Source organism: Williamsia sp. z71, from assembly GCF_059553375.1.
In genome coordinates, this window is record NZ_JCANWX010000002.1 from 447,892 (window position 1) to 470,982 (window position 23,091).

Consider the following 23,091-nt stretch of genomic DNA (forward strand, 5'->3'; position numbering starts at 1 on the left):
TCGGTGCGGGCTACACCGGCCGGTACGTCGCGAGGTCGCGTGCCGCAGCAGCCTCTTCGCGGGCGTCGAGGCGCCCGTACACGTATGCGTCGGCGACGGTGACGCCCGAACCCATCGCCAGGACCGCAATATGGCTGCGGCTGATGACCGCGTCGTGGAAGTCCCCGAGAGCACTCTGGGCCCGCTTGGCAATCTTGCCGAGTTTGCGGTACTTGTCGGTGCCGAGCCGCTCGCCGGAATCGATGGTGTACCGCAACTGTTTCGCGCGTTTGCGTACGGTGTGCAGCTGCTCGACCCAGTCGGCTGAACCCTTGGCCAGGGCGTCGGCCTTCTTCTGGGCCCTGCGGACACGTTTGGTGCTGTGGGCGACGGCCTTGTCGAAGATCTCGCGGGCCGGTGCCTCGGCGTCGTCACCGGGCTGCGGTTCTGCGATGGTCCGGTCGAGCTCATCGAGCAGATCGAAATACCGCTTGGAATGCAGGAAGTCGGTGGCGGCGGCCAGCGTGATGTGCTGTGTTTCGACCTGCCCATCGATCAGGGCCTGCAAGACATGAGAGGATGCCGCTTCGCCCTTGAGCAGGTGACGATTTCGCTCCAACTGGACTTCCGCATCACGGGCGTCGCCCAATATGCCTGCCAGATACTTCAATTCACCTTCGAGCTCCTCGACACCCGTGCCCCGCAGGACGTTCGGGAACGACTGCAGGACGCTGCGTGCCCGCCGCGTCGCGACCCGCATCTGGTGGACGGCGTCGGGAGCGTTGCACCGGACCTGTGGGTCATGGGCGATGAGGTGGTCGCGGTGGTCGGCGAGCTCGGCGACCACCAGTTCCAGCGCGGTGGCCTTCTTGCCCAGGGTGGACTTCTTCGGGTGGTGCCGATCGGAACCGTCATGGGTGGTCGGGGTGGTACCGATGGCGCGCGCGAGCTTGGACGCACTGGAGGCGGTGCGGGCACCGTTGGCGCGCAACACCTTGTCGGCGGCGTAGAGGAGGTCGGTATCGCCGGTCACCAACTCGAGTTCCCATTCGCGCCAGCTCTGGGCGACACCGCCGGGGAGCAGGGATTGCGCGGCGACCGAGTCCTCGCACAACACCGCGAGCACCGCCCCCTCACCGTCGTGGAGTTCGGTGATGCGGCGAATCGTCGAGACCGTTGCGATGGGTGCCAGGTGTCGGCCGCGGATGTGGACCTGGACGGGGTCGGTCAGTTCTGCCGGCACCGCGACCTCGGCGAACGGATCGGTCGCGGTCTGCAGCGGCACGTGCATCTCGCGTCGGCCCAGGGGAGTGCCAATGCCGGGCCGTTTGAGGTGCCAGCCCTCGTCGTGGCCCCCTTCTCGCCGTCGAAGGGTGATCTTGTTGCCCGCGAGATCGAGTGCGTCGGTGTCGTAGTAGGTCGCGTCCAGGTGTTCGATCACCGGTCCCGACAGCGACTGCACAGCAGGCAACACCGTGAGGTCGGGAACGGTCGCATTGGCGTCGAGGTCGTATTTGAGCTCGACTTCGGTTGTTTCCTGGGCGCTCACGGTGCGTCCTTCCCACTGCTCTGGTCACCGACTCCGGCAAAACGATCCGTCGCCTCGATCAGATGATGCCGGATTCCGGGTTCGAACGATGCGTGTCCGGCATCGGCGACGATGTTCAGCTGCGCGGTCGGCCAGGCGCGGTGCAGATCCCAGGCGCTTCGGGCCGGGCACACCACGTCGTAGCGGCCTTGCACGATCACGCCGGGGATGTCGGCGATCAGGTGCGCGTCGGCCAGTAGCTGACCGTCTTCGAGGAAACCACCGTTCATGAAGTAGTGGTTCTCGATTCCGGCGAACGCGAGGGCATACCGGGCCGGATCGCTGTCTTTGTCGTCCTCGGCCTGGGGCAGGAGATGACTCGTGGTCTGTTCCCAGGTGGTCCAGGCGAGGGCGGCCTCGACCGCCTTCTCCTGGTCGTCGCCGGTCAGGAGCCGGTGATAGGCGGCCACGAGATCACCGTCGCGCTCGTCGGCGGGGATCGGTTCGAGGTATCCCTCCCACCGGTCGGGGAAGATGTTGGCCGCGCCCCCGTTGTAGTACCAGTCGATCTCGCTGCGGCGGAGCAGGAAGATCCCGCGCAGCACCAATTCGGTCACCCGATCGGGGTGGCGCTGGGCATAGGCCAGCCCGAGTGTCGACCCCCACGAGCCGCCGAACACCTGCCACTGCTCGATCCCGAACTCTTCGCGCAGTGATTCCATGTCGGCGATCAGGTGGTCGGTGGTGTTCACCGACAGGTCGCCGCCGTCCGCGATGTGCGGTGTCGACCGGCCGCAGCCGCGCTGATCGAACAGGATGATGCGATACGCGTCCGGGTTGAAGAACTGCCGTTGTGACGGGGTGGTTCCGCCACCGGGTCCACCGTGGACAAAGATCGCCGGCTTGCCCGTGGGATTACCGCTCTGTTCCCAATAGATCCGTTGTCCGTCACCGACATCGAGATGTCCGGTGGCGTAGGGCTCGATCGGAGGGTAGAAGTCGCGCATCCCCCCACTATGCCGGTTGAGGTCAGTACGCGTGCTCGGGGCCGGGGAACTGGCCGCGACGAACCTCGTCGGCGTACTGCTCTGCCGCGCGGCGCAATTCGCCGCCGACATCGGCGTACCGCTTGACGAACCTGGCGGTCTTGCCGTGGGTGAACCCGGCCATGTCCTGCCAGACGAGAACCTGGGCGTCGGTCTCGTTGCCTGCGCCGATACCCACCGTGGGGATGGTCAACTTGCGGGTGATCTGTCCGGCGAGGTCGGCGGGAACCATCTCCATGACAACGGCGAAGGCGCCGGCTTCCTGGACGGCGATCGCGTCGGCGATGAGCTGGTCGGCACCGTCGCCGCGGCCCTGCACGCGGAATCCGCCGAGCCCGTTGACGCTCTGCGGGGTGAATCCGATGTGCGCCATGACCGGGATGCCCGCGGCAACCAGCGTCGCGATCTGGTCGGCGACCCGTTCACCGCCTTCGAGCTTGACCGCGTGCGCGCCGCCTTCCTTGAAGAAGCGGATCGACGATTCGAGTGCCTGTTGCGGGCCGGCCTCGTAGCTACCGAACGGCAGGTCGGCGACGACCAACGCGTGCGGGGCGCCCTTCACGACACCGCGGACCAGCGGGAGCAGCTCATCGATGGTGACCGGGATGGTGGTGTCGTATCCGTACACCACATTGGCTGCCGAGTCACCGACCAGCAGGACCGGGATCTGTGCGTCGTCGAAAATGCGCGCACTGGAGTAGTCGTATGCGGTGAGCATCGACCATTTGTCGCCCTCGGACTTCATCTGGGCCAGATGGTGCACGCGCGTCGCGCGGCGGCGGGGAGAAGAAGGATCAGCTGCGGCCGCAGAAGAGGAGGGCGCAGCGCCATATACCGAAGTGTCGGACATCATTGTCTCTTTCGTGCCTCGAGTCCTGCATCCGCAGGTACCCGGGTTGGTGGATGACCACACCAGTGTGGCACCGCGGGTCGGGCAGGGAAATGCCTGGTGGTGTGCAATTTGTCACAACAGTTCGGATATTTCGGTCCCGCTCGGGCCCGTCGGTGCGCCGATACCGGCGTGGCACGATGGAACCGGTGAAGACACGAGCACGGGGTGGACGGGGAATCCTGTGCGGGGTGACCGCCATCGCGGCGGTGGCCCTGGTGGCCGGCGGTTGCAGTACCGAGCTCGAGGGTTCCGCCGAGTCGGCGACGTTCAGCTCGGGTGTCGCGCCGACGCCGGCGTTGGACCGCTTCTACGGGCAGCGACTCCATTGGGAACCCTGCGACGAATATGCCGATCAGGAGTCGTTCGGATATCCCGAGGACCGGACGGACTGCACCACCGTGACGGTCCCGGTCGACTACGACGATCCTGACGGGGATGCTGCGAAGATCGCGATACTGCGGGTGCGTGCCGGCGGCGAGAAGGTCGGTTCGTTGCTGATGAATCCGGGCGGCCCGGGCGGATCGGGCGTGGACTTCCTGGCCGGGCAGGCCTCGGCTTTCTCCGACCTCGAACTCGCAGAGCGGTTCGACCTGATCGGTTTCGATCCCCGGGGCGTCGGGAAGTCGACCCCGCAGATCCGTTGCCTCACCGACTCCGAGCGGGACGAGCAGCGGGCGCAGACACTGGTCGACATGACCCCGGCCGGCATCGCGGAGCAGGAACGCGAAGCCAGGGAGACCGCCGAGAAATGCGAGCAGCGGATGGGTGTCGGGTACCTGGCACATGTCGGGACGGTCGACGTGGTCAAAGACCTCGATGTGCTGCGCGCGGTGCTCGGAGACGACAAGCTCAACTATCTCGGCTATTCCTACGGCACCCGGATCGGGGCCGCCTATGCCGAACAGTTCCCGTCCAGGGTCCGGGCGATGGTCAATGACGGCGCGGTCGATCCGGCGGCAGATCCGGTGGAGGACATCATCAAACAGATGGCCGGGTTCCAGTCCGCATTCGAGGCTTTCGCCGCAGACTGCGCAGAGCGTGGTGGTTGCCCGCTGGGCGACGACCCGGCTCAGGCAACGGCCCGTTTCCAGGAGCTCACCCGACCGCTGATCGATCGGCCCGCGACGACGGGTCTGGGTCGGCCCCTGTCGTACGACGACGCGATGACCGGCGTGATCCAGGCGCTGTACAGCGATGCGCTGTGGGATCCGCTGCGCGAGGGGCTGGACCAGCTGGCCGAGGGCAACGGCGACACCCTGCTCCGGCTCGCCGACCTCTATGAGGGGCGCGACGAGAACGGTCGCTACAACAACACGGCCGACGCGTTCACCGCGATCCGGTGCATCGACGACCCGCCGATCACCGACCAGGCCACGATCGATCGGCTCGACACGGAGGCGCGTCGGGCGGCACCGTTCACCGACGACGGCCGGGGGACCGGTGTCGGTGCCCGGGATGCCTGTGCGTTCTGGCCGATCCCACCCACCAGCACACCGCATGAGCTGAACGTCGAGGGTCTGCCGACGACGGTTGTCATCTCCACGACAAACGACCCGGCGACGCCGTATGAAGCCGGTGTTGCCCTCGCGAAAGAGCTCGGCGCCAGACTCATCACGTTCGAGGGCGACCAGCACACGGCATCGCTCGAGGGGAAGGACTGTGTCGACGATGCGGTCACCGCGTACTTCGTTGATCTCACATTGCCGGATGAAGGCCTCATATGTTGAGAATTTTGGACGAAATCCCCAGGATATTCTGGTTGATGCGCGTCTGTAACATGCATTTAACAGGGCACTCCTAGGCTCGTTTGTCATGGATCGCCAAAAAGAATTCGTGCTCCGAACCCTCGAAGAGCGCGACATTCGCTTTGTCCGCCTCTGGTTCACCGACGTACTGGGCTACCTGAAGTCGGTTGCCATTGCGCCCGCCGAGCTAGAAGGTGCTTTTGCCGAGGGAATCGGCTTCGACGGATCGGCGATCGAGGGCTTTTCGCGGGTGTCCGAAGCCGACACCATCGCCAAGCCCGATCCCTCCACATTCCAGGTCCTGCCGTGGACCACCAGCGCCGGCCGGCCGCACTCCGCCCGCATGTTCTGCGACATCGTGATGCCCGACGGCGAGCCGTCGTGGGCCGATTCGCGGCATGTGTTGCGTCGCCAGCTGAACAAGGCAGCCGATCAGGGCTTCAGCTGCTACGTCCATCCCGAGATCGAGTTCTTCCTGCTGAAGAACCCGCCCGCGCTCGACGGCTCGGTCCCCATCCCCGCCGACAACGGTGGGTACTTCGACCAGGCCGTGCACGACTCGGCACCCAACTTTCGCCGCCACGCCATCGACGCCCTTGAATCCATGGGCATCTCGGTCGAGTTCTCGCACCACGAGGGAGCACCGGGCCAGCAGGAGATCGACCTGCGGTACGCGGACGCCCTGTCGATGGCAGACAACGTCATGACGTTCCGTTACGTCGTCAAAGAGGTCGCGATCTCGGAGAACGTGTGGGCCACGTTCATGCCCAAGCCGTTCAGTCAGCACGCCGGTTCGGCGATGCACACCCACATGAGCTTGTTCGAGGGCGACACGAACGCCTTCCACAACCCCGACGATCCGATGCAGCTGTCGACCACCGGCAAGCAGTTCATCGCCGGCATCCTGCACCACGCCGACGAGATCAGCGCGATCACCAACCAGTGGGTCAACAGCTACAAGCGACTCATCCACGGCGGCGAAGCGCCGACCGCTGCGAGCTGGGGAGCGGCCAACCGCTCGGCGCTCGTCCGGTTGCCGCTCTACACACCGAACAAGGCGTCGTCCCGGCGTATCGAGGTTCGTAGCCCCGACTCGGCCTGTAACCCGTACTTGACGTTTGCCGTCCTGCTGGCCGCCGGCCTCAAAGGCATCAAGGAAGGCTACGAGCTGCCGGACCACGCCGAGGACGACGTGTTCTCGCTGACTCCCGCCGAGCGCCGGGCCATGGGCTACAAGGAGTTGCCGGGGTCGTTGGCCGAAGCACTCACGAAGATGGAGAAGTCCGAACTGGTTGCCGAGGCCGTCGGCGAGCACGTCTTCGAGTACTTCCTGCGCAACAAATGGGCGGAGTGGACGAACTACCGCAGTCAGGTGACTCCATTTGAACTGCAGAACTATTTGTCGCTCTGACGCCGGTCGCGGGCTCCGGGTGGGCTCATGGTGTGACCAGGGCCTCGCCCAGTACGGTTTACCTCTGTGACACCACCTGCGTCCAGATCACGAGTTCCCAGCGTCGGCCGGCTCGGTCTGCTCGAACCGACGGCCACCGCGGACCTGGCCGAACTCGGCTGGGGCGACGAAGCGAGCATCGACCTGCTGTGGGCGTTGTCGCGCGCACCGAGCGCCGACATCGCCCTGCGCGCCCTGGTGCGTCTGCACAGTGCGGTCGAGTCGGAGTGGGCCGAGATCGACCGACTCCTGCGCACCGACCGGTGTTTCCGCGGGCGGTTGTTCGCGGTTCTGGGTTCGTCCACCGCGCTCGGTGATCACCTGGTCTCAGAGCCGCAGACCTGGCGACTGCTGACGCGCCCGGACCTACCCGGTCCCGATGAGGTCAGGCAGTTGATGCTGGACGCGGTCGGCGCCGAGCCGGAGCCGGGCTACAACGGCCACGAAACCGGCGCCACCGACGGGAATCTCGTCTTCCGTGCGCAGCTCACCGGCCCCAAGGCCGTTCCCGCGCTTCGGTTGGCCTATCGCAACCTGTTGGTGCAGTTGGCTGCTCGCGACCTGGCACCGACTGTCGAGGACGAGCCGGTCATGCGGTTCCGTGATGTGGGCGCTTACCTTGCCGACCTCGCCGACGCGGCGCTGACCGCGGCACTCGCGGTGGGGGTCGCGGAAGTCTGCGGCGACAAGCCGATGACATCGCGGATCGCGGTTGTGGCGATGGGCAAATGTGGTGCGCGAGAGCTGAACTACGTCAGCGATGTCGATGTCATCTTCGTCAGCGAGCCGGTCGATGCCGAGTCGAGCCGGATCGCGGGGGAGATGATGCGGGTCGGTTCCCTGGCCTTCTTCGAGGTCGATGCCGCCCTCCGTCCCGAAGGCAAGGCCGGTGCGCTGACCCGGACCCTCGAATCGCATCTGACCTATTACCGACGCTGGGCGAAGACCTGGGAGTTCCAGGCCCTGCTCAAGGCCCGGCCGATGACCGGCGACATGGAGCTCGGGCGTGACTACGTCGACGCCGTCAGCCCCATGGTCTGGGAGGCGTCGGAACGCGAGGACTTCGTTGTCGACGTGCAGGCGATGCGCCGTCGGGTGGAGGCCCAGCTACCCGAAGAGCTGCGGGTGCGTGAGATCAAGCTCGGTCGGGGCGGGCTGCGGGACGTGGAGTTCGCGGTCCAGTTGCTCCAGATGGTGCACGGACGCGTGGACGAATCGCTTCGGGTCAAGAGCACTGTCGAGGCGCTGACCGTTCTTCGAGATGGTGGCTACGTCGGTCGTGATGACGGCGCCAATCTCATTGCGTCGTATGAGTTCTTGCGGTTGCTGGAGCATTGCCTGCAGTTTCAGCGTCTCAAGCGGACCCACACCTTGCCGGAGTTCGAGGACTACGAGGCGATGCGCTGGCTCGCCCGGGCCGCCCACATCCGGCCCGAAGGCGACCTCGACGCCGGCGGCACACTGCGCGAGGAGATTCGCCGGCAGTCCTATCGGGTGCGCAAGCTGCACGAGAAGCTCTTCTATCGTCCGTTGCTCGAAGCGGTCACCCGTTTCGAAAAGGACGAGTTGCGGCTGTCGACCAGTTCGGCGGTCCGCCGACTCGCCGCTCTGGGGTACGGCAAACCCGAGAACGCCCTCGGGCACCTCAAGGCACTGGTCTCCACGGCCGGCCGGAAGGGCCAGATCCAGGAGTTGCTCCTGCCGACGCTGCTCGAATGGCTCAGCCGCACACCCGATCCCGATGCCGGCCTGTTGAACTACCGGCGGTTGTGCGACGCGGCCGCGGACCGGGACTGGTTCCTGCGGCTACTCCGCGACGAAGGGGTTGTCGCCGAGCGCCTGATGACGGTGCTCGGTACCTCGGTGTATGCCGCGGAGTTGCTGATGCGGACGCCCGATGTCATCCGGCTCTACGCGGACGGGGCCAGTGGTCCCAAGCTGACCGAGGTCGACTCCGAGGATGTGGTGGCCGGCATGATCGCCTCGGCGACCCGCCACCGCGACGTCAAGATGGCGATCTCGGTCGCCCGTTCCCATCGTCGCGGGGAGCTCGCCCGGATCGCCTCGGCGGACCTCCTCGGAATGTATGACGTCCCACAGGTCTGTCGGGCACTGTCGCTGGTGTGGGCCGGTGTGCTCAATGCCGCACTGCAGGTTGTCGTGAAAGCCTCTGTGGCCGAGCGTGGTTCGCCCGCCCCCGCGCGTATCGCCGTGATCGGGATGGGGCGACTCGGCGGAGGCGAACTCGGTTACGGATCCGACGCCGATGTGCTGTTCGTCTGTGAACCCGAAGAGGGCGTCGACGACGCCGAGGCGGTGCGGTGGGCCAACAGTGTCGCGGACAAGGTGCGGTCACTGCTCGGCACGCCCAGCGCCGACCCGCCACTGGAGGTCGACACCGGTTTGCGGCCGGAGGGGCGCAACGGTCCGGTGGTCCGTACGCTCGCGGCCTACGCGGCCTACTACGAGCAGTGGGCACAGGCCTGGGAGGTCCAGGCACTGCTGCGGGCCCACCAGGTGGCCGGTGACGAACAACTCGGTATCGCTTTCCTGCACATGGCCGACAAGATCCGTTACCCGTCCGGTGGTGTCTCGTCCGACGCGGTGAAGGAGATCCGCCGGATCAAGGCCCGCGTCGACGCCGAGCGGCTGCCACGCGGTGCCGATCCCGCGACCCACACGAAGCTCGGACGCGGCGGCCTGGCCGACGTCGAATGGACGGTGCAGCTGCTCCAGTTGCGGCATGCGCACCGGATCCCGGCGTTGCACAACACGTCGACCCTGGAGTGTCTCGACGCGATCGGTGCTGCCGAATTGCTCTCCGAAGAAGACGTGACACTCCTCAAACAGGCCTGGCTCACCGCGACAAAGGCGCGTAATGCGTTGGTGCTCGTGCGCGGCAAGGCCGTCGACCAGCTTCCCGGACCGGGAAAAGCATTGCGTGCGGTCGCTTTTGCCGCAGGCTGGCATGACGACGACTCCGGGGTGTTCCTGGACAACTACTTGCGGGTCACGCGCCGGGCCAAAGCCGTGGTGCTGAAAGTCTTCGGCGGGTGAGGCGGACTTCGGAACGACTTGCCGAGCGTGGTCCGGTGTTCAAGGTTCTGTACCTGGTTGCCGTGCTCCTCGGCTGGGCGTTGCTCGGCGCCGTGGTCGCGGCGATCTGGCTGCACTTCTATCCGGGCAAGGGGCGCGTTTCCACGGCCTTCGCCAGCGCGGTGCCGTGGCTCCTGCTCGCCGGCATCCCGGCGACCATCATCCTGGCCGTGACCAGACGCTGGCTCACCACGGCGCTGACGGTGATCCTGCTCGGGGTCGGTATCTGGACGCAGGCGCCGCTGTTCGTCGCCTCGGACGCACCGTCCGGCGAGCGCACGGTGGTGGTTCAGTCCAACATCACGCTCGGTGCGGCCGACGTCTCGGAGCTGGTGGCAAAGGTGCGGGCCAGTAAGGCGCATCTGCTCACGGTCGAGGAATTGACACCCGAAGCGCTCGAACGGATCGAGAAGACCGATTTGCGGAGTCTGTTGCCGTACGAGTTCGTCGTCCCCGGCGAAGGCGGCGTGGGCACCGGGATCTTCAGCCGGTATCCATTGCGAAACACCGCGGAGCTCAGCGACTTCGGGCTCAACAATCTGCGAGCCGAGGTCGACCTGCCGGGGGCTGCCAACACCACGGTGTTCGCCGTGCATCCGATTCCGCCCTATCCGCACGAACCGTGGCGCTGGGTCGAGGAGATGAAGCGTCTACGCGGGATCATCGGGTCGACGACCACCGAACGGGTGATCGTCAGCGGTGACTTCAACGCGACCTGGGACCACAAGCAGTTCCGGGAGTTGTTGACCGACGGATTCGCCGACGCCACCGATCAATCCGGAGCCGGATGGAAGATGACCTTCCCGGCCGACCGGAGCTATCCGGCCCTGATCGGGATCGACCACGTGATCTCCCGCGGATTCACTGCGGTGGAGCTGGACAGTTTTGGGATCGAAGATGCCGACCATCGCGGCCTGGTGGTATCACTTATACCTAACTGAGGTTGACCTAACTCCGGGATGTTCAACCGGTCGGCTCGAAAGAGGGACGCGATGACTGAAACACCTGTTGCAGCGGGGACGACGATGGATCGGCTCCGTGCCGCAACGGCCAGTGCGCACACGCGTGCCGAAGGCGCAGCGTTCATCGGAAACCTCATGGAGGGTGAGCTCGGCGTCGACGCGTACCGGGCGATGGCGGCACAGCAGTACTTCATCTACGAGGCGCTGGAATCGGTGTGTGATCAGCTGGTCGACGATCCCATCGCCGGTGCGGTGATGGACGAACGACTGCGCCGACTGCCGCGGCTCGCCGCCGATCTCGACGCGCTCGGGATCTCGGTGCCCGACATCGAGATGTTGCCGTCGACGGCGCAGTACGTGGCCTGCATCCGGGACGCTGCCGCGGACCCGGTTGCCTTTCTGGCACATCACTACACGCGGTACCTGGGCGACCTCTCGGGCGGTCAGATCGTGCGGAGCCGGCTGAAGCTGCACTACGGGATGACCGACGAGGTGCTGAGCTTCTACAACTTCGACATCGACAAACTGAAGCGGTTCAAGGATGCCTACGCCGAGTCGATCGACCGGTTGGACCTCGATGAGGAATCGGTGACGCGACTTCTCGATGAGGCAGTGCGGGCCTTCGGTTTCAACGAGGCGTTGTTCGCCGAACTGGGTGTGCACACCGGCTGAAGCGCCGATGATTTCCCGCCGATGATTTTCTCCGGGTGTTGTTGTCGATATGAGGGACGTTCATTCGACGTGGGTGTAGGAATCACTCAACCGTGATTGTCGAACCACTCAACAAGGAGAATCACCATGCGCACCCTGATCGTCACTGCTTTTGTCTCGCTGGACGGAGTCATGGAGGCCCCGGGCGGCGAAGCGGGCTACCGGAACGCCGGCTGGACCTTCAAGGACGTCGAGTTCGACCCGGCGGCCTACGAGATCAAGGGCGCTGAACAGCAGGAGACCACCGCCCTGTTGCTGGGCCGGACCTCGTACGAGGCGTTTGCGCCGGTATGGCCCACGATGGACGACTTCGCCGGGTACAACGCGATGCCCCGGTACGTGGTCTCCACCACGCTGGAATCGGACGATGAGCGCTGGCCGGCCACGATTCTGAGGTCGGTCGATGAGGTGGCCGCGCTCAAGGAAACCGAGGGCGGGCCGATTGCGGTGCACGGCAGCGCGACTCTCGGTCGCAGCCTCGCCGACGCCGGCCTGGTCGACCGGTACCACCTGCTGGTGTTCCCGCTGCTGCTCGGCGCGGGCAAGCGTCTGTTCAGCGATGCCGACAAGGACGCCACCAAGCTGAAGCTCACCGATCACGACGTGTACGGCAACGGCATCAGCAAGCAGGTTTTCGAGGTCTTGCACTGAGCATCCGCACTGAGGGGAACCGGATCACCGGCCGTCGACGAGGATCGCGAACAATGCGCGGATGTCGTCGCTGGTCGGCGTCGGGAGGCTGGCATGGCCGTGGATGAACCCGATGCCCGCGTAGACAAGTAGTCCGGCGCGCAATCGCGCGTCCTCTTCGCTGAGGTTCAGTTCGATCAGTGCTTCGCGGACGAGGTCGAAGATCCGGCGATCGAGTTCACGGACAGACTTGGCAACCTCTTCGTTCCGGAGCGCCCATTCTCTGATCGCGGCCTCGACCGACCAGTTGCGTTCGACCAGCATGCCGGCCATCTGCTCTAGCCTTTGATCGGCGGGGATGTTTTCGATGTCGGCCAGGCCGCGCAGGGCCTCGACCTGAGTGGTCTTCCAATGATCGGCGAGCGCGTTCATCAGCGCGTTGATGTCCTCGAAGTGCCAGTAGAAACTGCCCTTCGTCACGCGGAGTTCTTCGCAGAGGCGGCTGATCTTGACCTGACCCACACCTTCGCGGATGAGGAGATCAAGGGCAGCCGCGAGCCAGTCCTGCATCGAGAGCCGTGAGCTCGTATCCCGCTTCGGTTGGGTGGCCAATTACCGCGCCTGCCAATCGCATCCAGCAGAGATGTCGTGATTCGGGAGCATGAATTCGATCATACGGCGATCGTTCGGCGGGCGACTTCGCCCATACCATGCAGTAGGGTGGTGTGACGGCCGCCTCAATCGGGGCGGATCGGAGGTCGGGTGAATTTGAGCAAGCAGATCGATCGCCGTACCGCACTACGAGGTGCGGCAGTCGCGGCCGCAGCAGGCTTCGTTGCGACCCGCACAGGCGTTGCCGGTGCGGCGCCGCCGATTCCGGATCCGCCATTCGACAGCCCGCTTCTCTTTCATTCGCCGCCGATGCGCAAGTTTGTCGACGAGATGCCTCGACCTCCGGTGATCAGTGGCAGCGAATTGCACCTGACAGCCAGGACCACGCGCGCCAAGTTCCACGCCGATCTGCCCGCCTCGCCGGCTTTCGGGTTCAACGACATGCCGTATCTGGGCCCGACGATTGAGGCGCACGTTGATGAGCCGGGTGTCGTCACCCTCACAAATGCCATTGACGGCCATCCTTTTGGCGTCGATCTGGATACATCGCTTCACGGCGTCGCCGAGTCGTGGCGAACGCGTCCGCCGACGAACCTTCATCTCCACGGAGGGGTCAGCGCACCCGACAGCGATGGACACCCGCAGCGAGTCTTGCTGCCGGGTGGTGGGACGGCAACTCACTTCTTCCCGCATCGACAGGAAGCCGGCCACCTCTGGTATCACGACCACGCGATGGGCATCACGCGTGCCAACGTGGCTGCGGGACTGGCCGGTATGTACTTTTTGCGAGACGGCTACGACACCGGCCGGGAGAACAACCCGCTGGGTCTTCCCGCCGGAGACCACGAGATGCCACTGATCCTGCAGGAGAAGCTGTTCGGCGCGAACGGGTTCCAGAGCCTTCGCTCGACTCTGTTCGTGCCGGAGGGTGGTTGGGAGGGTGGTGCGGTCGGCGACGTCGGTCTGGTCAATGGCAAGGCCTGGCCGCAGTTGGAAGTCGATCGTGGGCTCTATCGCTTCCGGCTCATCAATGCCGCATCCTTCAGTGTGTGGAATCTGTTCTTCTCCAACAAGATGCAGTTCTGGGTGATCGGCAACGACCATGGGCTGTTGGGCGCTCCGGAACCTGTCCGCTCGATCAAAGTCGCCCCGGCCGAACGCTTTGACCTGTTGGTCGACTTCTCCGGAATGTCTGCTGGCGAAACCGTGGAGCTCTGCAATGACGAGGCGCCGCCATTCCAGGCCAAGATCCTGGGCGCTGTGGCAATGCCCGTGTTCTGCCGCTTCAAGTCCACTGGCGGGGCGGGTTTCACCCAGCCGGTTCCGACGGAACTCCGTGGTGGGTATGGCCTGCCAGAGGCGTTGCCGCCATTGGCAAAGCCGACATCGCAGCGCACTGTCACGGTCAGCCAGCCCTACGCGCTCCGAAATCCGCCTGCCATCATGTCGCTCAACAACCTTCGGTTCTCGGATCCGCAGATCGAGGCGCCGAAGCAGGGGACCACCGAGATCTGGAACATTGTCAACATCACCGATGATCCGCATCCGATCCATATCCACCTGGTGATGTTCCGCATCCTCGGCCGCACCCCGCTGCGGACCGTCGAATATCAGGCGGCACATCCGCAGCCGGCAATCGGCGTGAAGTGGACACCCGATCCGGCCGGCTTCCTCTCCGGCCCGATGGTGGTGCCTGCGCGATGGGAAGCCGGCTGGAAAGACACCGTATGGGTCGATCCGGGAACCGTGACCAGGATCGTTGTCCGCTTCCCGACCGCCGAAGAACTCCAATTCGATCCCGATGCGACCTTCTCTTCCGACCCGACCGCTTTGCCGGTGAATCTTCCTGTCGCTGAGCCCCCAGTTGTGGATGATCCTGTTGCGGTGGAGGAAGGACCGGATCTTCCTGCTCCGGCTCCTGCTCCGGCTGCGCCCTCGCATCATCAGCACTCCGATGAGCACGGCGGCACACCGGCGATGCTGCAAGGCTATGTCTGGCACTGCCACCTTCTCGATCACGAAGATCACGACATGATGCTCAGGTTCCGGACGGTCGAATAACCGTTGCAATTGCCTAGCGTCAGAACGTCGGCGGCGGTTCATTCCTTCCTCGTTCTTCGCGGCGTTCCCGCTTGAGTTGCTTTGCCAGTTCGCGCTGGCGACGGTTGGCGAGTCGTTCTTGTTGACGGCGTGCGTGTTTGGCAGCGGTGCGCGGCTGCGATCTTGGCGGTGATGTTGGCGGCGATGTTTTCGGTGAGCCGCGTTGGTTGTCGAAGACGATCAACCTCAGTGTCGGGAACAGGTCGTCGCCGGTCCATCCCGGGCCGTGGTAGTTGCGGTGTTCGGGGGTGGTGAAGATCAGCCGTGTCCGCCCCGTCCGAGGGTCGGGGTACTGGTCATCGAGCCAGTCGGAGTAGGTCTTGAGCAGGTGGTGAAAACGGCACAGCGTCTTCATCTCTGACGGATGGGTGCAGCCACCGGCCTCGGGATCGTTGTGGTTGTACTCGCAGGTGTGGTCCAGATCGGCGCCCCAGGCCTTGTGCTCACAGCCGGGCCACATGCAATAGACATCCCGGATCCGAAGGAAACTGTCGAGCACAGCTGACGGCCGGTACTGGTCACCGGGTTGGGTGGCCGGCAGCGGAATCACCTGCGGGAACGGGGCGGTGACGATCGTGCTGTCGTTGCTGCCCCTCTCGGCTGGCGGGTGCTGCGGTCCGCGCATGTATAACCTCGGCCGCTTCGGTTTTGGCGTCTCCTGTTCGGGCTGAGGCTCAGGCGCGGGTGCAGGTTTGTTGCCCATCGGCCGCTGCACTGTCTCGGGACGAGCAGCGATATCACGAACATGATCGCCGGAAATCACGCCGTGTCCGTCCATGAAGCCTGGATTTTCGGCGCGACCGTCGACGGTGGCCTGATCAGCGATCACATGCAGCACGATCTTCACATCCACACCCGTAACCACCTGTCCGGCAGGAACGGTGATGATCTCAGCGGTGCAGGGATGCTTCGGATCATTCGGGCATTCACAGCGGAACTCACGGCCCATCACCGTGGCGAACAACGCATCGGCCATCCGATCAGACCGCTTCCGCGGATCAGCCTTACAGGTGGCCATCGCCAGTTTTTCCAACCGCGCCATGATCAACGTCAATTCCTCAGCCGTGGAATGCGCATCCAAAACCGCCATGCCGTGTTCGGTGTTGTTGGCCCACACCCCACGATTGTTTTTCGCATCCTCCCGGTTCTTACGAACCAGGTCCGGATCCCGGCGAAAGATGATGGCATCGACCATGTCCCGCATCCGGCCCTTCGACCACGACCCCCGCCGACCCAGCGCTTCAGCGATCGCAGCATCGATATCGGCCATGTGGGCTGAGCCCTCGATCAACTCGGTCCGGGCGATGATGTCAGGAATATGGTGCGAAGCGATGCGCCCGGCTTTCAGCAACGCATTGACCGCAGGCAGGCGATCGCGCAACGCCACCCCGCGATTGATCTGCAACTCCGCAGTTCGTTGTGTCAGCCCCTGTGCCGCAGATAATCTCGCTGCGCACTGCGCGAACGGATCCAGCGGCCGCATCTCCGCCTCAGACCCGGCGGTGGGCTCGACGAGATGTCGGTGCAGCATCGCCGCAGCGGCGTAGCGTTCCCACTCCATCCTCGACTGCTGCGCCATCGCGAGTTCGGTGTTACGCAGCAACTCGTTGACACCCAGTGACTCGACAGGGCCGATTTCGTCGCCCCCACCTGCATCTTCAATCTCCCCCTCGAACATACATTTGATTCTAGACGGGGCGTCTGACAAGCGATGGAGTTTGTGGATGCGGTTTGGCGTGGAGTTCACCTCGGCGAGCATGCGGCGCTGTCCGGTTCGAGTTCGCCGGCGTCCGGCGCGTCGCCTCCCGCGGTCTGCGCTCCGGTGCCAGCGCTTCAAAACATACCCTTCGGTATGGTACGGTCACGAAATGTGATCTGGATCGCACATGCGATTGAGTTGTCTCGATCACCAGTTGTGCCACGCCGAAACAGGAAGTGAGCCCAGGGTTGACGATCGGTGACAGTTTTCAGCGAATACCGTTCGAACCCGCCACGGATGGGCGGGTGGAGAGTCATTCGGGGCTGACCCGTCACTATCCGACATTGCCCGCCAATTTTGTTGCACCAGAAGGTCACTCGAAGCGGGTGGGTCTGATCATGGCTCATCCCGCGTCCAACTTCCTGACCCACTTTCTACTCCGCGGGTTTGCTGAGGCCGGCGTCCCGATCATGGGGATCAATACGCGCTACAGCACCAATGAGCCCGCCTTGATCATGGAACGGGCCGCTCTGGACCTCGGTTGTGGTGTGCGGTGGATGCGCGAAGAGCTGGGCTTCGAGAAAGTTGTCATCCTCGGATTCAGCGGCGGGGGATCGTTGGCTGCGTTCTACCAGGCCCAAGCGCTGGACAACGATGTCACGCAGACGCCTGCGGGCGATCCGGTCGACCTGTCCGGGCTCGTGCCCGCTGACGGTCTTGCCCTGATCGGAGCGCACCCGGGCCGGGCGCGGGTGCTGCGACACTGGATCGATGGTTCCGTGGTCGACGAGGCGAATCCCTTTGAGACAGACGAGCACCTGAATCTCTACAACCCGGCACGGACGGCTCCGCTGGATCCGGACTGGGTGGCGGAATACCGCGACGCACAGCTTCGCCGAATCCGCCGGATCGATGCATGGGCACTCGACCAGCTCGCGGTGCTCGACCGGAATGGCGCTGCCGATCGGGCTTTTGTTGTCCATCGCACCGTTGGCGACCCGCGATTTGTCGACCTTACGATCGATCCCAGCGACCGGGCGACCGGGAGTATGTACGGCGACCCCGCCTCAGCGAACATGGCGGCCGGTGGCTTGGCCCGGTTCAGCACCGTCCGATCATGGTTGAGCACTTGGAGTTTCGATCGCACCAACGCCGATGCGCTGCGCAACCTGAAGACTGTCACGACGCCGACCACGGTTGTGTGTCTGCGCGCCGATCAGGCCGCATTTGTCAGTGACTCGCGGGGCATGTACGAGGCGTCGGCGGATCCGCAGGCGTCGCTGGTGGAGCTCGACAACCTCAACCATTACCTCGTCGATCAACCCGGTGGCCTGCCGATGATCGTCGAAGACCTCAAAGCCTGGCTCATCAAGCGTGAACTTGCAGAGGGCTTCGACGGAAAGGGGTTCGAATCATGACCATCGACGAAACCGTCACTGCAACTGCTGTATCCGCCCTCGACAACGGGAGGCATCCGACGGCGTTCCGCTACGAGGAGGGGATGAACTCGCCGGGTGTCCGGCGGGCGCAGGCGGTGGTACGCAGGCTCTTCCGGGCCGAGATGTTCCCGACGCAGCAACAGATCCACGACATCTGCGCGGACATGTTCACGGCGGATCCCGTCGCGGAACGGTTTGTCGACGAGGTGTTCTACGGAGAGATCGGAGCCGCCCGCGGACGGGCGATGCTGCAACAGGCCTTGGCCGAGGGCATTTCGGCGGTCGCTGATCCGCCGGAGTCGATGGTGGCCCTTTTCGACGAGTTCGAGCACGTGCCGGACTGGGTGGATCCCGAAATCGTCGAACGGGGTGCGGCGATCTGGCGGCGTTGGGGAACAATGCTGTTCAGTGTTGCCGGCGGGATAACTCTCGAGATGTACACCGAATCGTCGGTGGCGACCCCGCTGTCGCTGGCCGGTGGGTACGCCGGTGACAACGCGTTGCGCAGATTCCTCGAGACGGCTCGGTTCTGGATCGACGTCTCGGAACCGCACGCGTTGCTGACCCGCGGCAGCAAAGGCCGGGAGACGGCAATGCTGGTGCGGGTGATGCACGTGTCGGTGCGCCGGCGGGTGGCGGAACATCCGGAATGGGACACCGAGAAGTGGGGGATCCCGATCAGTCAGACCTACATGCTGCTGACCCTGCTCGGCGGCAGCGTGGCACCGGCTCTTGCCCTGCGGCTGGTCGGAATACAGACGCCGGCAAGAGAGATACGCGACCTGATCCACTTCCAGAAGTACATGGGTCACGTGCTCGGTGTGCGGACCAGATGGCACCCGGAGACCATTGCCGACTCGTTGCGACTCCTTCTGCTGGTCGCAGTGTCGCGCAGTCACGATGCGGGTGAGCACGGTGCCGAGCTCATCGAATCGTTCCCCAGAGCGTTCGCGCCGCGATGTGGGCATACCGGAGTGAAGAAGCTCCGGGAGCAGTACAACGGCATGATCTATTCGGCGTATTCAGCAGTCTTCATGATGCCGTGGACGCGAAAGAAGTACGACATGCCCAGTGCGGTCCCTGGACTACTGTGGCTGGTCGCGCGGCTACCGGCGGTGACGGTCTACGAACTCCTGCGACGACTGATTCCCCCGTTGGCCCGGCACCACGAAAAGCTCATGCGCCGTCATCGGGAGAACTGGTATCGCGCTCAGATGGACGGCCGGGAATCAGAGTTCGACGCCTCGGGGGCGCTGCGCCGATGACTGCGTCGAACATCAGGCCAGAACTGCAGTACCTGACCGGTTTCGGCAATGAGCACTGGTCCGAGGCGATACCCGGTGCGCTGGTCACCGGCCAGAACTCGCCACAACGCGCGCCGATGGGGCTGTTCGCGGAACAGATCTCGGGCACCGCGTTCACCGAGCCCCGAACGATCAACCGGCGCACGTGGATGTACCGGATCATGCCGAGCGCAGCGCACCGCCCGTTCACCCGTATCGACGACGGCAGAATGCGTAGTGCGCCGATCAGCGAACCTGCTGACCCGAACCGGCTGCGTTGGGATCCGTTGCCGGCGCCGACCGGGCCGGTCGATTTCCTCGATGGCATCCATACCGTCGCCGCCAACGGTGATGTGTTGACACGCACCGGAATCGCTGTGCATCTGTACTCGGCAACAACGTCGATGACCGACCGCTACTTCTCGAACGCCGACGGTGAACTGCTGATCGTGCCGCAATCCGGTGAACTGACGGTCCGCACCGAACTCGGGGTGCTCGGCGTCGGTCCGGGTGAGATCGTGGTCATCGGACGGGGCATCAAGTTCTCCGTCGACATCGCCGACGACCTGGTATCGGGGTACATCTGCGAGAACTACGGCGCCTATTTCGAACTGCCGGAGATGGGGCCGATCGGTGCCAATGGTCTGGCCCATGCGCGGCACTTCCACCACCCCGTTGCCGCGTTCGAGGACGTCGCACGCAATATGCAGTGGGTCAACAAGTTCGGTGGACATCTCTGGGCCACCGACCTGGATCATTCGCCGCTGGACGTGGTGGCGTGGCACGGCAGCCACGGCGTCTACAAATATGACCTGTCGCAGTTCAACGTGATGGGGACGCTCGGCTGGGACCATCCCGACCCGTCGATCTTCACGGTCCTGACGTCGGTGTCAGAACGGCCCGGGCAGGCGAACGTCGATTTCGTGGCCTTCCCGCCGCGCTGGGTGGTGGGGGAGCACACGTTCCGGCCGCCGCACTTTCATCGCAACGTGATGACCGAGTTCATGGGGCTCATCCACGGCGTTCACGATTCGAAGGCAGAGGGCTTCGTCCCCGGTGGATCGAGTCTGCACAACATGTTCGCCGCGCACGGACCAGACCTGCAGACCTTCGAAGCCGGAAGCAATGCGGAACTCGCACCGCAAAAGTTCGACAACTCATTGGCTTTCATGTTCGAGACCCGGTGGCCGCTGGTCGTCACCGAGTTCGCCATGGCGGCCGCACATCGGCAGAACGACTACGACGGCGTCTGGTCCGGTCTGCGCCGCAACTTTCAACCATCGACAAGGGAGTCCTCATGACAGCTGCAGCAGTCCGGCCGAAATCACCCGTGCTCCCCGAGGCGGGGCTGCGGATCGGGGGACAGGTACGTCCGTCATCCGGTGGACAGACCTATCAATCCATCAATCCGGCCGATGAGTCACTGGTTGTCGAACTCCCGGCGGGCAATGCCGCTGATATCGACGAGGCCGTCGGTGTTGCCCGCGCACAGTTCGAAGAGGGGCCGTGGGCAACCATGCCCGCGCATGAGCGGGGCCGGGTGCTGACCCGGGTGGCGGACCTCATCGAGGCCGATGCAGAGAACATCTCGGCGCTGGAATCGATCGAGATGGGCAAGCTGTACGTGGATACCGTGAACGGGGACGTGCCGGCCGCGGCCGCCGTCTTCCGGCACTTCGCGGGGTGGGCCGACAAGATCGGCGGATCCACCGCGCAGCTGCCGGACATCGCCGGGCAGCACCGATTCGGCTTCACCCTGCGACAGCCGGTGGGCGTGGTCGGTGCGATCACCCCCTGGAACAACCCGCTGGTCATCGCTGCATGGAAGCTGGCTCCGGCCCTGGCCGCCGGATGTACCGCGGTCGTCAAGCCCGCCGAGGACGCGTCGCTGTCGACCATTCGCCTGGCCGAATTGTTCAGCGAGGCAGGACTTCCGGATGGTGTACTCAACGTGGTCACCGGACTCGGTGACGAAGCCGGTGCTGCGCTCGCCGGACATGCCGGTATCGACAAGATCTCGTTCACCGGGTCGGCGCGGGTCGGCAAACAGATCCAGCCGCTGGCCGGTGACAAGTTCCGCAAGATGACATTGGAGCTCGGTGGGAAATCGCCGCAGCTCATCTTCCCGGACGCCGATCTGGACGCCGCGATGTTCTGGATCGCGATGGGCAACTTCTACCACCAGGGACAGGTGTGCGCGGCCGGTACCAGGGTGCTGGTCCACGAGTCGATCGCCGATCAGGTCGTCGAGGGATTGACCGAGGCGGCACGCGCTGCGGTGATCGGCGATCCGATGGACCCGTCGAGCACGATGGGAACGATCGTGAACGAGAAGCAACTCAACCGGGTGATGGGTTACATCGAGAAGGGTAAGCAGGAGGCCGAGCTGATCACCGGCGGCAACCGGATCGACGGTCCGGGCTTCTTCGTCGAACCGACCGTGTTCCGCGGTACCAACGACCTGACGATCGCCCGCGAGGAGATCTTCGGCCCGGTGGCCACGGTCATCACCTTCCGCGACACCGATGAGGCTGTGCGCCTTGCCAATGCAACCAAGTACGGGCTCAACGCGATGATCTATACGTCGAGCCTGTCCACCGCACACTCGGTGATCCCGCGGCTCCGGGTGGGCATGGTGTGGGTGAACGGCTGGGGCGTGCCGGAGCCGCAGCTTCCGTGGGGTGGTCGCGAGGCCAGCGGCTATGGCCGCGAACTCGGCCAGGCCGGTCTGCTGGCGCATACCGAAGAAAAGACCGTCCACCTGGCCTTCTGACCCGGGTCAAAATCGGTCAGAACACGATCAATACCAACAACGGAGTGAGATCATGGCAACCGTGGACATCGTCGAAGCCTGGAACGGCCCCGGCCGCAAGGACGGGGTGATCACCGACGCATCACCGAAAAACAATGCAGTACACCTCAGTTCAGGTGGCGCGGCATTCGAGCACTGGTATTTCGATGCCCAATTGGACGACGGTCACACCGTGGTCGCGTTCCTGAACAAGCGGCGGCCCGAGGACCCGCCCAAATGCCGGCCGTGGGTCGAGATCATCATCTATGCCCCGGACGGCACCCGGCGGGAGATCGCCAAGAAATACCCACGCGGGGAGTCGTTCTTCTCCGAAGAGAAGTGCGATGTGCGGATCGGCAAGAACACTGCGCGCGTGAGCTTCCCAGATGAAGGTGGGTTACCGAGCTACCACGTCTTCATCCAGGAAGAGGACGTGACGTTCGACCTCACCTTCACCAATGAGTTGCAGCCATGGATGCCGGGACGTGGTGAAACACATTTCGGTGCAAAGCATTCCTTCGGCTGGATGGTCGGCGCACCCCGGGCAAGCGTCACCGGAACCGTGAAGCTGGGTGCTACGACCATCGACGCGACCGGGCGCGGCTACGCCGACCACAACTGGGGCGTCGGCGACATGAAACGGGTCATCGACTGCTGGCACTGGGGTCGGCTCTACGTGGACGATTACTCGCTGCTGTACGCATCGGTGAAGACTCAGGAGAAGTTCGGATCGCACGCGATCCAGCCACTGATGCTCGCGCACAACGATTCCATCGTCCTGAGCACTGGCGAGGTCGAGTTCACCACCGGGCCGACTGCGTTCGACGAGGTGGCCAATCGCAGCTATCCCACCTGGATTTCGCTGATGGTGCCCGGCAGTCTGGAACTTCGCCTCGATGTCCATCGCGTACTACACGCCCACGACTTCCTGGACGACATCCCGGTGGTCGGCAGCAAACTGCTGCGCCCGCTCGCGTATCGGCTGATCGGGCACCCGGGATATTTCCGGTTCCAATCGAGGTTCGAACTGACGATCATCGACGGCGATCAGACCCACCATCGCACCGGGACGACGCTCCACGAACTTGTTGCCCTGCGCTGACCACACCGAGCGTTTAGGGGTTTGGG

The 23,091-nt window shown here is 64.4% G+C and carries 17 protein-coding genes; 12 read left to right on the forward strand and 5 right to left on the reverse strand.

What is annotated here, in order from left to right; genetic code table 11:
* Positions 1-10 precede the first annotated feature (10 nt).
* From AC51GR_RS06275 to panB, 3 genes are read right to left on the reverse strand one after another with little or no spacing between them, the layout of a single operon-like run.
* Positions 11-1,528, reverse strand: coding sequence for a CYTH and CHAD domain-containing protein (locus AC51GR_RS06275; protein WP_496323733.1), 1,518 nt, complete (start codon positions 1,526-1,528; stop codon positions 11-13).
* Positions 1,525-2,514 carry a prolyl aminopeptidase gene (gene pip / locus AC51GR_RS06280; RefSeq protein WP_496323734.1) on the reverse strand — a complete coding sequence of 330 codons (990 nt, stop codon included), beginning with the start codon at positions 2,512-2,514 and terminating at the stop codon, positions 1,525-1,527. Before pip ends, AC51GR_RS06275 begins: the two co-directional genes overlap by 4 nt.
* A gap of 22 nt (positions 2,515-2,536) precedes the next feature.
* Positions 2,537-3,403 carry a 3-methyl-2-oxobutanoate hydroxymethyltransferase gene (gene panB / locus AC51GR_RS06285; RefSeq protein ID WP_496323735.1) on the reverse strand — a complete coding sequence of 289 codons (867 nt, stop codon included), beginning with the start codon at positions 3,401-3,403 and terminating at the stop codon, positions 2,537-2,539.
* A gap of 188 nt (positions 3,404-3,591) precedes the next feature.
* Here panB and AC51GR_RS06290 point away from each other — a divergent pair, with 188 nt between their 5' ends.
* From AC51GR_RS06290 to AC51GR_RS06315, 6 genes are all read left to right on the forward strand, one after another.
* Positions 3,592-5,172, forward strand: coding sequence for an alpha/beta hydrolase (locus AC51GR_RS06290; RefSeq protein ID WP_496323736.1), 1,581 nt, complete (start codon positions 3,592-3,594; stop codon positions 5,170-5,172).
* Between the two features lie 85 nt (positions 5,173-5,257).
* Entirely contained in the window at positions 5,258-6,601 is a 1,344-nt protein-coding gene (locus tag AC51GR_RS06295) for a glutamine synthetase family protein (RefSeq protein WP_496323737.1), read from the forward strand.
* 66 nt (positions 6,602-6,667) lie between these two features.
* Positions 6,668-9,697 carry a bifunctional [glutamine synthetase] adenylyltransferase/[glutamine synthetase]-adenylyl-L-tyrosine phosphorylase gene (locus AC51GR_RS06300; protein WP_496323738.1) on the forward strand — a complete coding sequence of 1,010 codons (3,030 nt, stop codon included), beginning with the start codon at positions 6,668-6,670 and terminating at the stop codon, positions 9,695-9,697.
* Complete coding sequence (locus AC51GR_RS06305) at positions 9,694-10,677, forward strand: endonuclease/exonuclease/phosphatase family protein (protein ID WP_496323739.1); 984 nt, start codon at positions 9,694-9,696, stop codon at positions 10,675-10,677. The genes AC51GR_RS06300 and AC51GR_RS06305 overlap by 4 nt, the downstream gene beginning before the upstream one ends.
* Positions 10,678-10,728: 51 nt before the next feature.
* Positions 10,729-11,370, forward strand: a complete 642-nt coding sequence (locus AC51GR_RS06310; RefSeq protein WP_496323740.1) for a biliverdin-producing heme oxygenase — start codon at positions 10,729-10,731, stop codon at positions 11,368-11,370.
* Positions 11,371-11,496: 126 nt separating this feature from the next.
* The gene (locus tag AC51GR_RS06315) at positions 11,497-12,060 is read left to right on the forward strand and encodes a dihydrofolate reductase family protein (RefSeq protein ID WP_496323741.1); all 564 of its coding nucleotides are present in this window, start codon (positions 11,497-11,499) and stop codon (positions 12,058-12,060) included.
* A gap of 24 nt (positions 12,061-12,084) precedes the next feature.
* On the opposite strand, the gene AC51GR_RS06320 is transcribed toward AC51GR_RS06315, so the two are convergent.
* On the reverse strand, positions 12,085-12,651 hold the full coding sequence (locus AC51GR_RS06320) for a TetR/AcrR family transcriptional regulator (protein WP_496323742.1): 567 nt from the start codon (positions 12,649-12,651) through the stop codon (positions 12,085-12,087).
* Positions 12,652-12,807: 156 nt separating this feature from the next.
* Between AC51GR_RS06320 and AC51GR_RS06325 the strand changes: the two genes are divergently transcribed.
* Positions 12,808-14,712 (forward strand): multicopper oxidase family protein, encoded by a 1,905-nt coding sequence (locus AC51GR_RS06325; RefSeq protein WP_496324104.1) that lies wholly within the window; start codon positions 12,808-12,810, stop codon positions 14,710-14,712.
* A 19-nt stretch (positions 14,713-14,731) separates the two neighbouring features.
* On the opposite strand, the gene AC51GR_RS06330 is transcribed toward AC51GR_RS06325, so the two are convergent.
* Positions 14,732-16,429 carry an HNH endonuclease signature motif containing protein gene (locus tag AC51GR_RS06330; protein ID WP_496323743.1) on the reverse strand — a complete coding sequence of 566 codons (1,698 nt, stop codon included), beginning with the start codon at positions 16,427-16,429 and terminating at the stop codon, positions 14,732-14,734.
* A 326-nt stretch (positions 16,430-16,755) separates the two neighbouring features.
* On the opposite strand from AC51GR_RS06330, the gene AC51GR_RS06335 reads away from it, so the two are divergent.
* From AC51GR_RS06335 to AC51GR_RS06355, 5 genes are read left to right on the forward strand one after another with little or no spacing between them, the layout of a single operon-like run.
* Positions 16,756-17,868: an alpha/beta hydrolase gene (locus AC51GR_RS06335; protein WP_496323744.1), complete on the forward strand. Its 1,113-nt coding sequence runs from the start codon at positions 16,756-16,758 to the stop codon at positions 17,866-17,868.
* Complete coding sequence (locus AC51GR_RS06340) at positions 17,865-19,154, forward strand: oxygenase MpaB family protein (protein WP_496323745.1); 1,290 nt, start codon at positions 17,865-17,867, stop codon at positions 19,152-19,154. Before AC51GR_RS06335 ends, AC51GR_RS06340 begins: the two co-directional genes overlap by 4 nt.
* Entirely contained in the window at positions 19,151-20,473 is a 1,323-nt protein-coding gene (hmgA, locus tag AC51GR_RS06345) for a homogentisate 1,2-dioxygenase (protein WP_496323746.1), read from the forward strand. The genes AC51GR_RS06340 and hmgA overlap by 4 nt, the downstream gene beginning before the upstream one ends.
* The gene (locus AC51GR_RS06350) at positions 20,470-21,945 is read left to right on the forward strand and encodes an aldehyde dehydrogenase family protein (protein ID WP_496323747.1); all 1,476 of its coding nucleotides are present in this window, start codon (positions 20,470-20,472) and stop codon (positions 21,943-21,945) included. The genes hmgA and AC51GR_RS06350 overlap by 4 nt, the downstream gene beginning before the upstream one ends.
* Positions 21,946-21,997: 52 nt before the next feature.
* Positions 21,998-23,065, forward strand: a complete 1,068-nt coding sequence (locus AC51GR_RS06355) for a lipocalin-like domain-containing protein (protein WP_496323748.1) — start codon at positions 21,998-22,000, stop codon at positions 23,063-23,065.
* Positions 23,066-23,091 lie beyond the last annotated feature (26 nt).

Excerpts from the sequence above, each read along its gene's own strand:
- pip (WP_496323734.1), bottom strand. The coding sequence starts at position 2,514 with ATGCGCGACTTCTACCCTCCGATCGAGCCCTACGCCACCGGACATCTC.
- panB (WP_496323735.1), bottom strand. The coding sequence starts at position 3,403 with ATGTCCGACACTTCGGTATATGGCGCTGCGCCCTCCTCTTCTGCGGCC.
- AC51GR_RS06295 (WP_496323737.1), top strand. The coding sequence starts at position 5,258 with ATGGATCGCCAAAAAGAATTCGTGCTCCGAACCCTCGAAGAGCGCGAC.
- AC51GR_RS06310 (WP_496323740.1), top strand. The coding sequence starts at position 10,729 with ATGACTGAAACACCTGTTGCAGCGGGGACGACGATGGATCGGCTCCGT.
- AC51GR_RS06315 (WP_496323741.1), top strand. The coding sequence starts at position 11,497 with ATGCGCACCCTGATCGTCACTGCTTTTGTCTCGCTGGACGGAGTCATG.
- AC51GR_RS06330 (WP_496323743.1), bottom strand. The coding sequence starts at position 16,429 with ATGTTCGAGGGGGAGATTGAAGATGCAGGTGGGGGCGACGAAATCGGC.
- AC51GR_RS06340 (WP_496323745.1), top strand. The coding sequence starts at position 17,865 with ATGACCATCGACGAAACCGTCACTGCAACTGCTGTATCCGCCCTCGAC.
- hmgA (WP_496323746.1), top strand. The coding sequence starts at position 19,151 with ATGACTGCGTCGAACATCAGGCCAGAACTGCAGTACCTGACCGGTTTC.
- AC51GR_RS06350 (WP_496323747.1), top strand. The coding sequence starts at position 20,470 with ATGACAGCTGCAGCAGTCCGGCCGAAATCACCCGTGCTCCCCGAGGCG.
- AC51GR_RS06355 (WP_496323748.1), top strand. The coding sequence starts at position 21,998 with ATGGCAACCGTGGACATCGTCGAAGCCTGGAACGGCCCCGGCCGCAAG.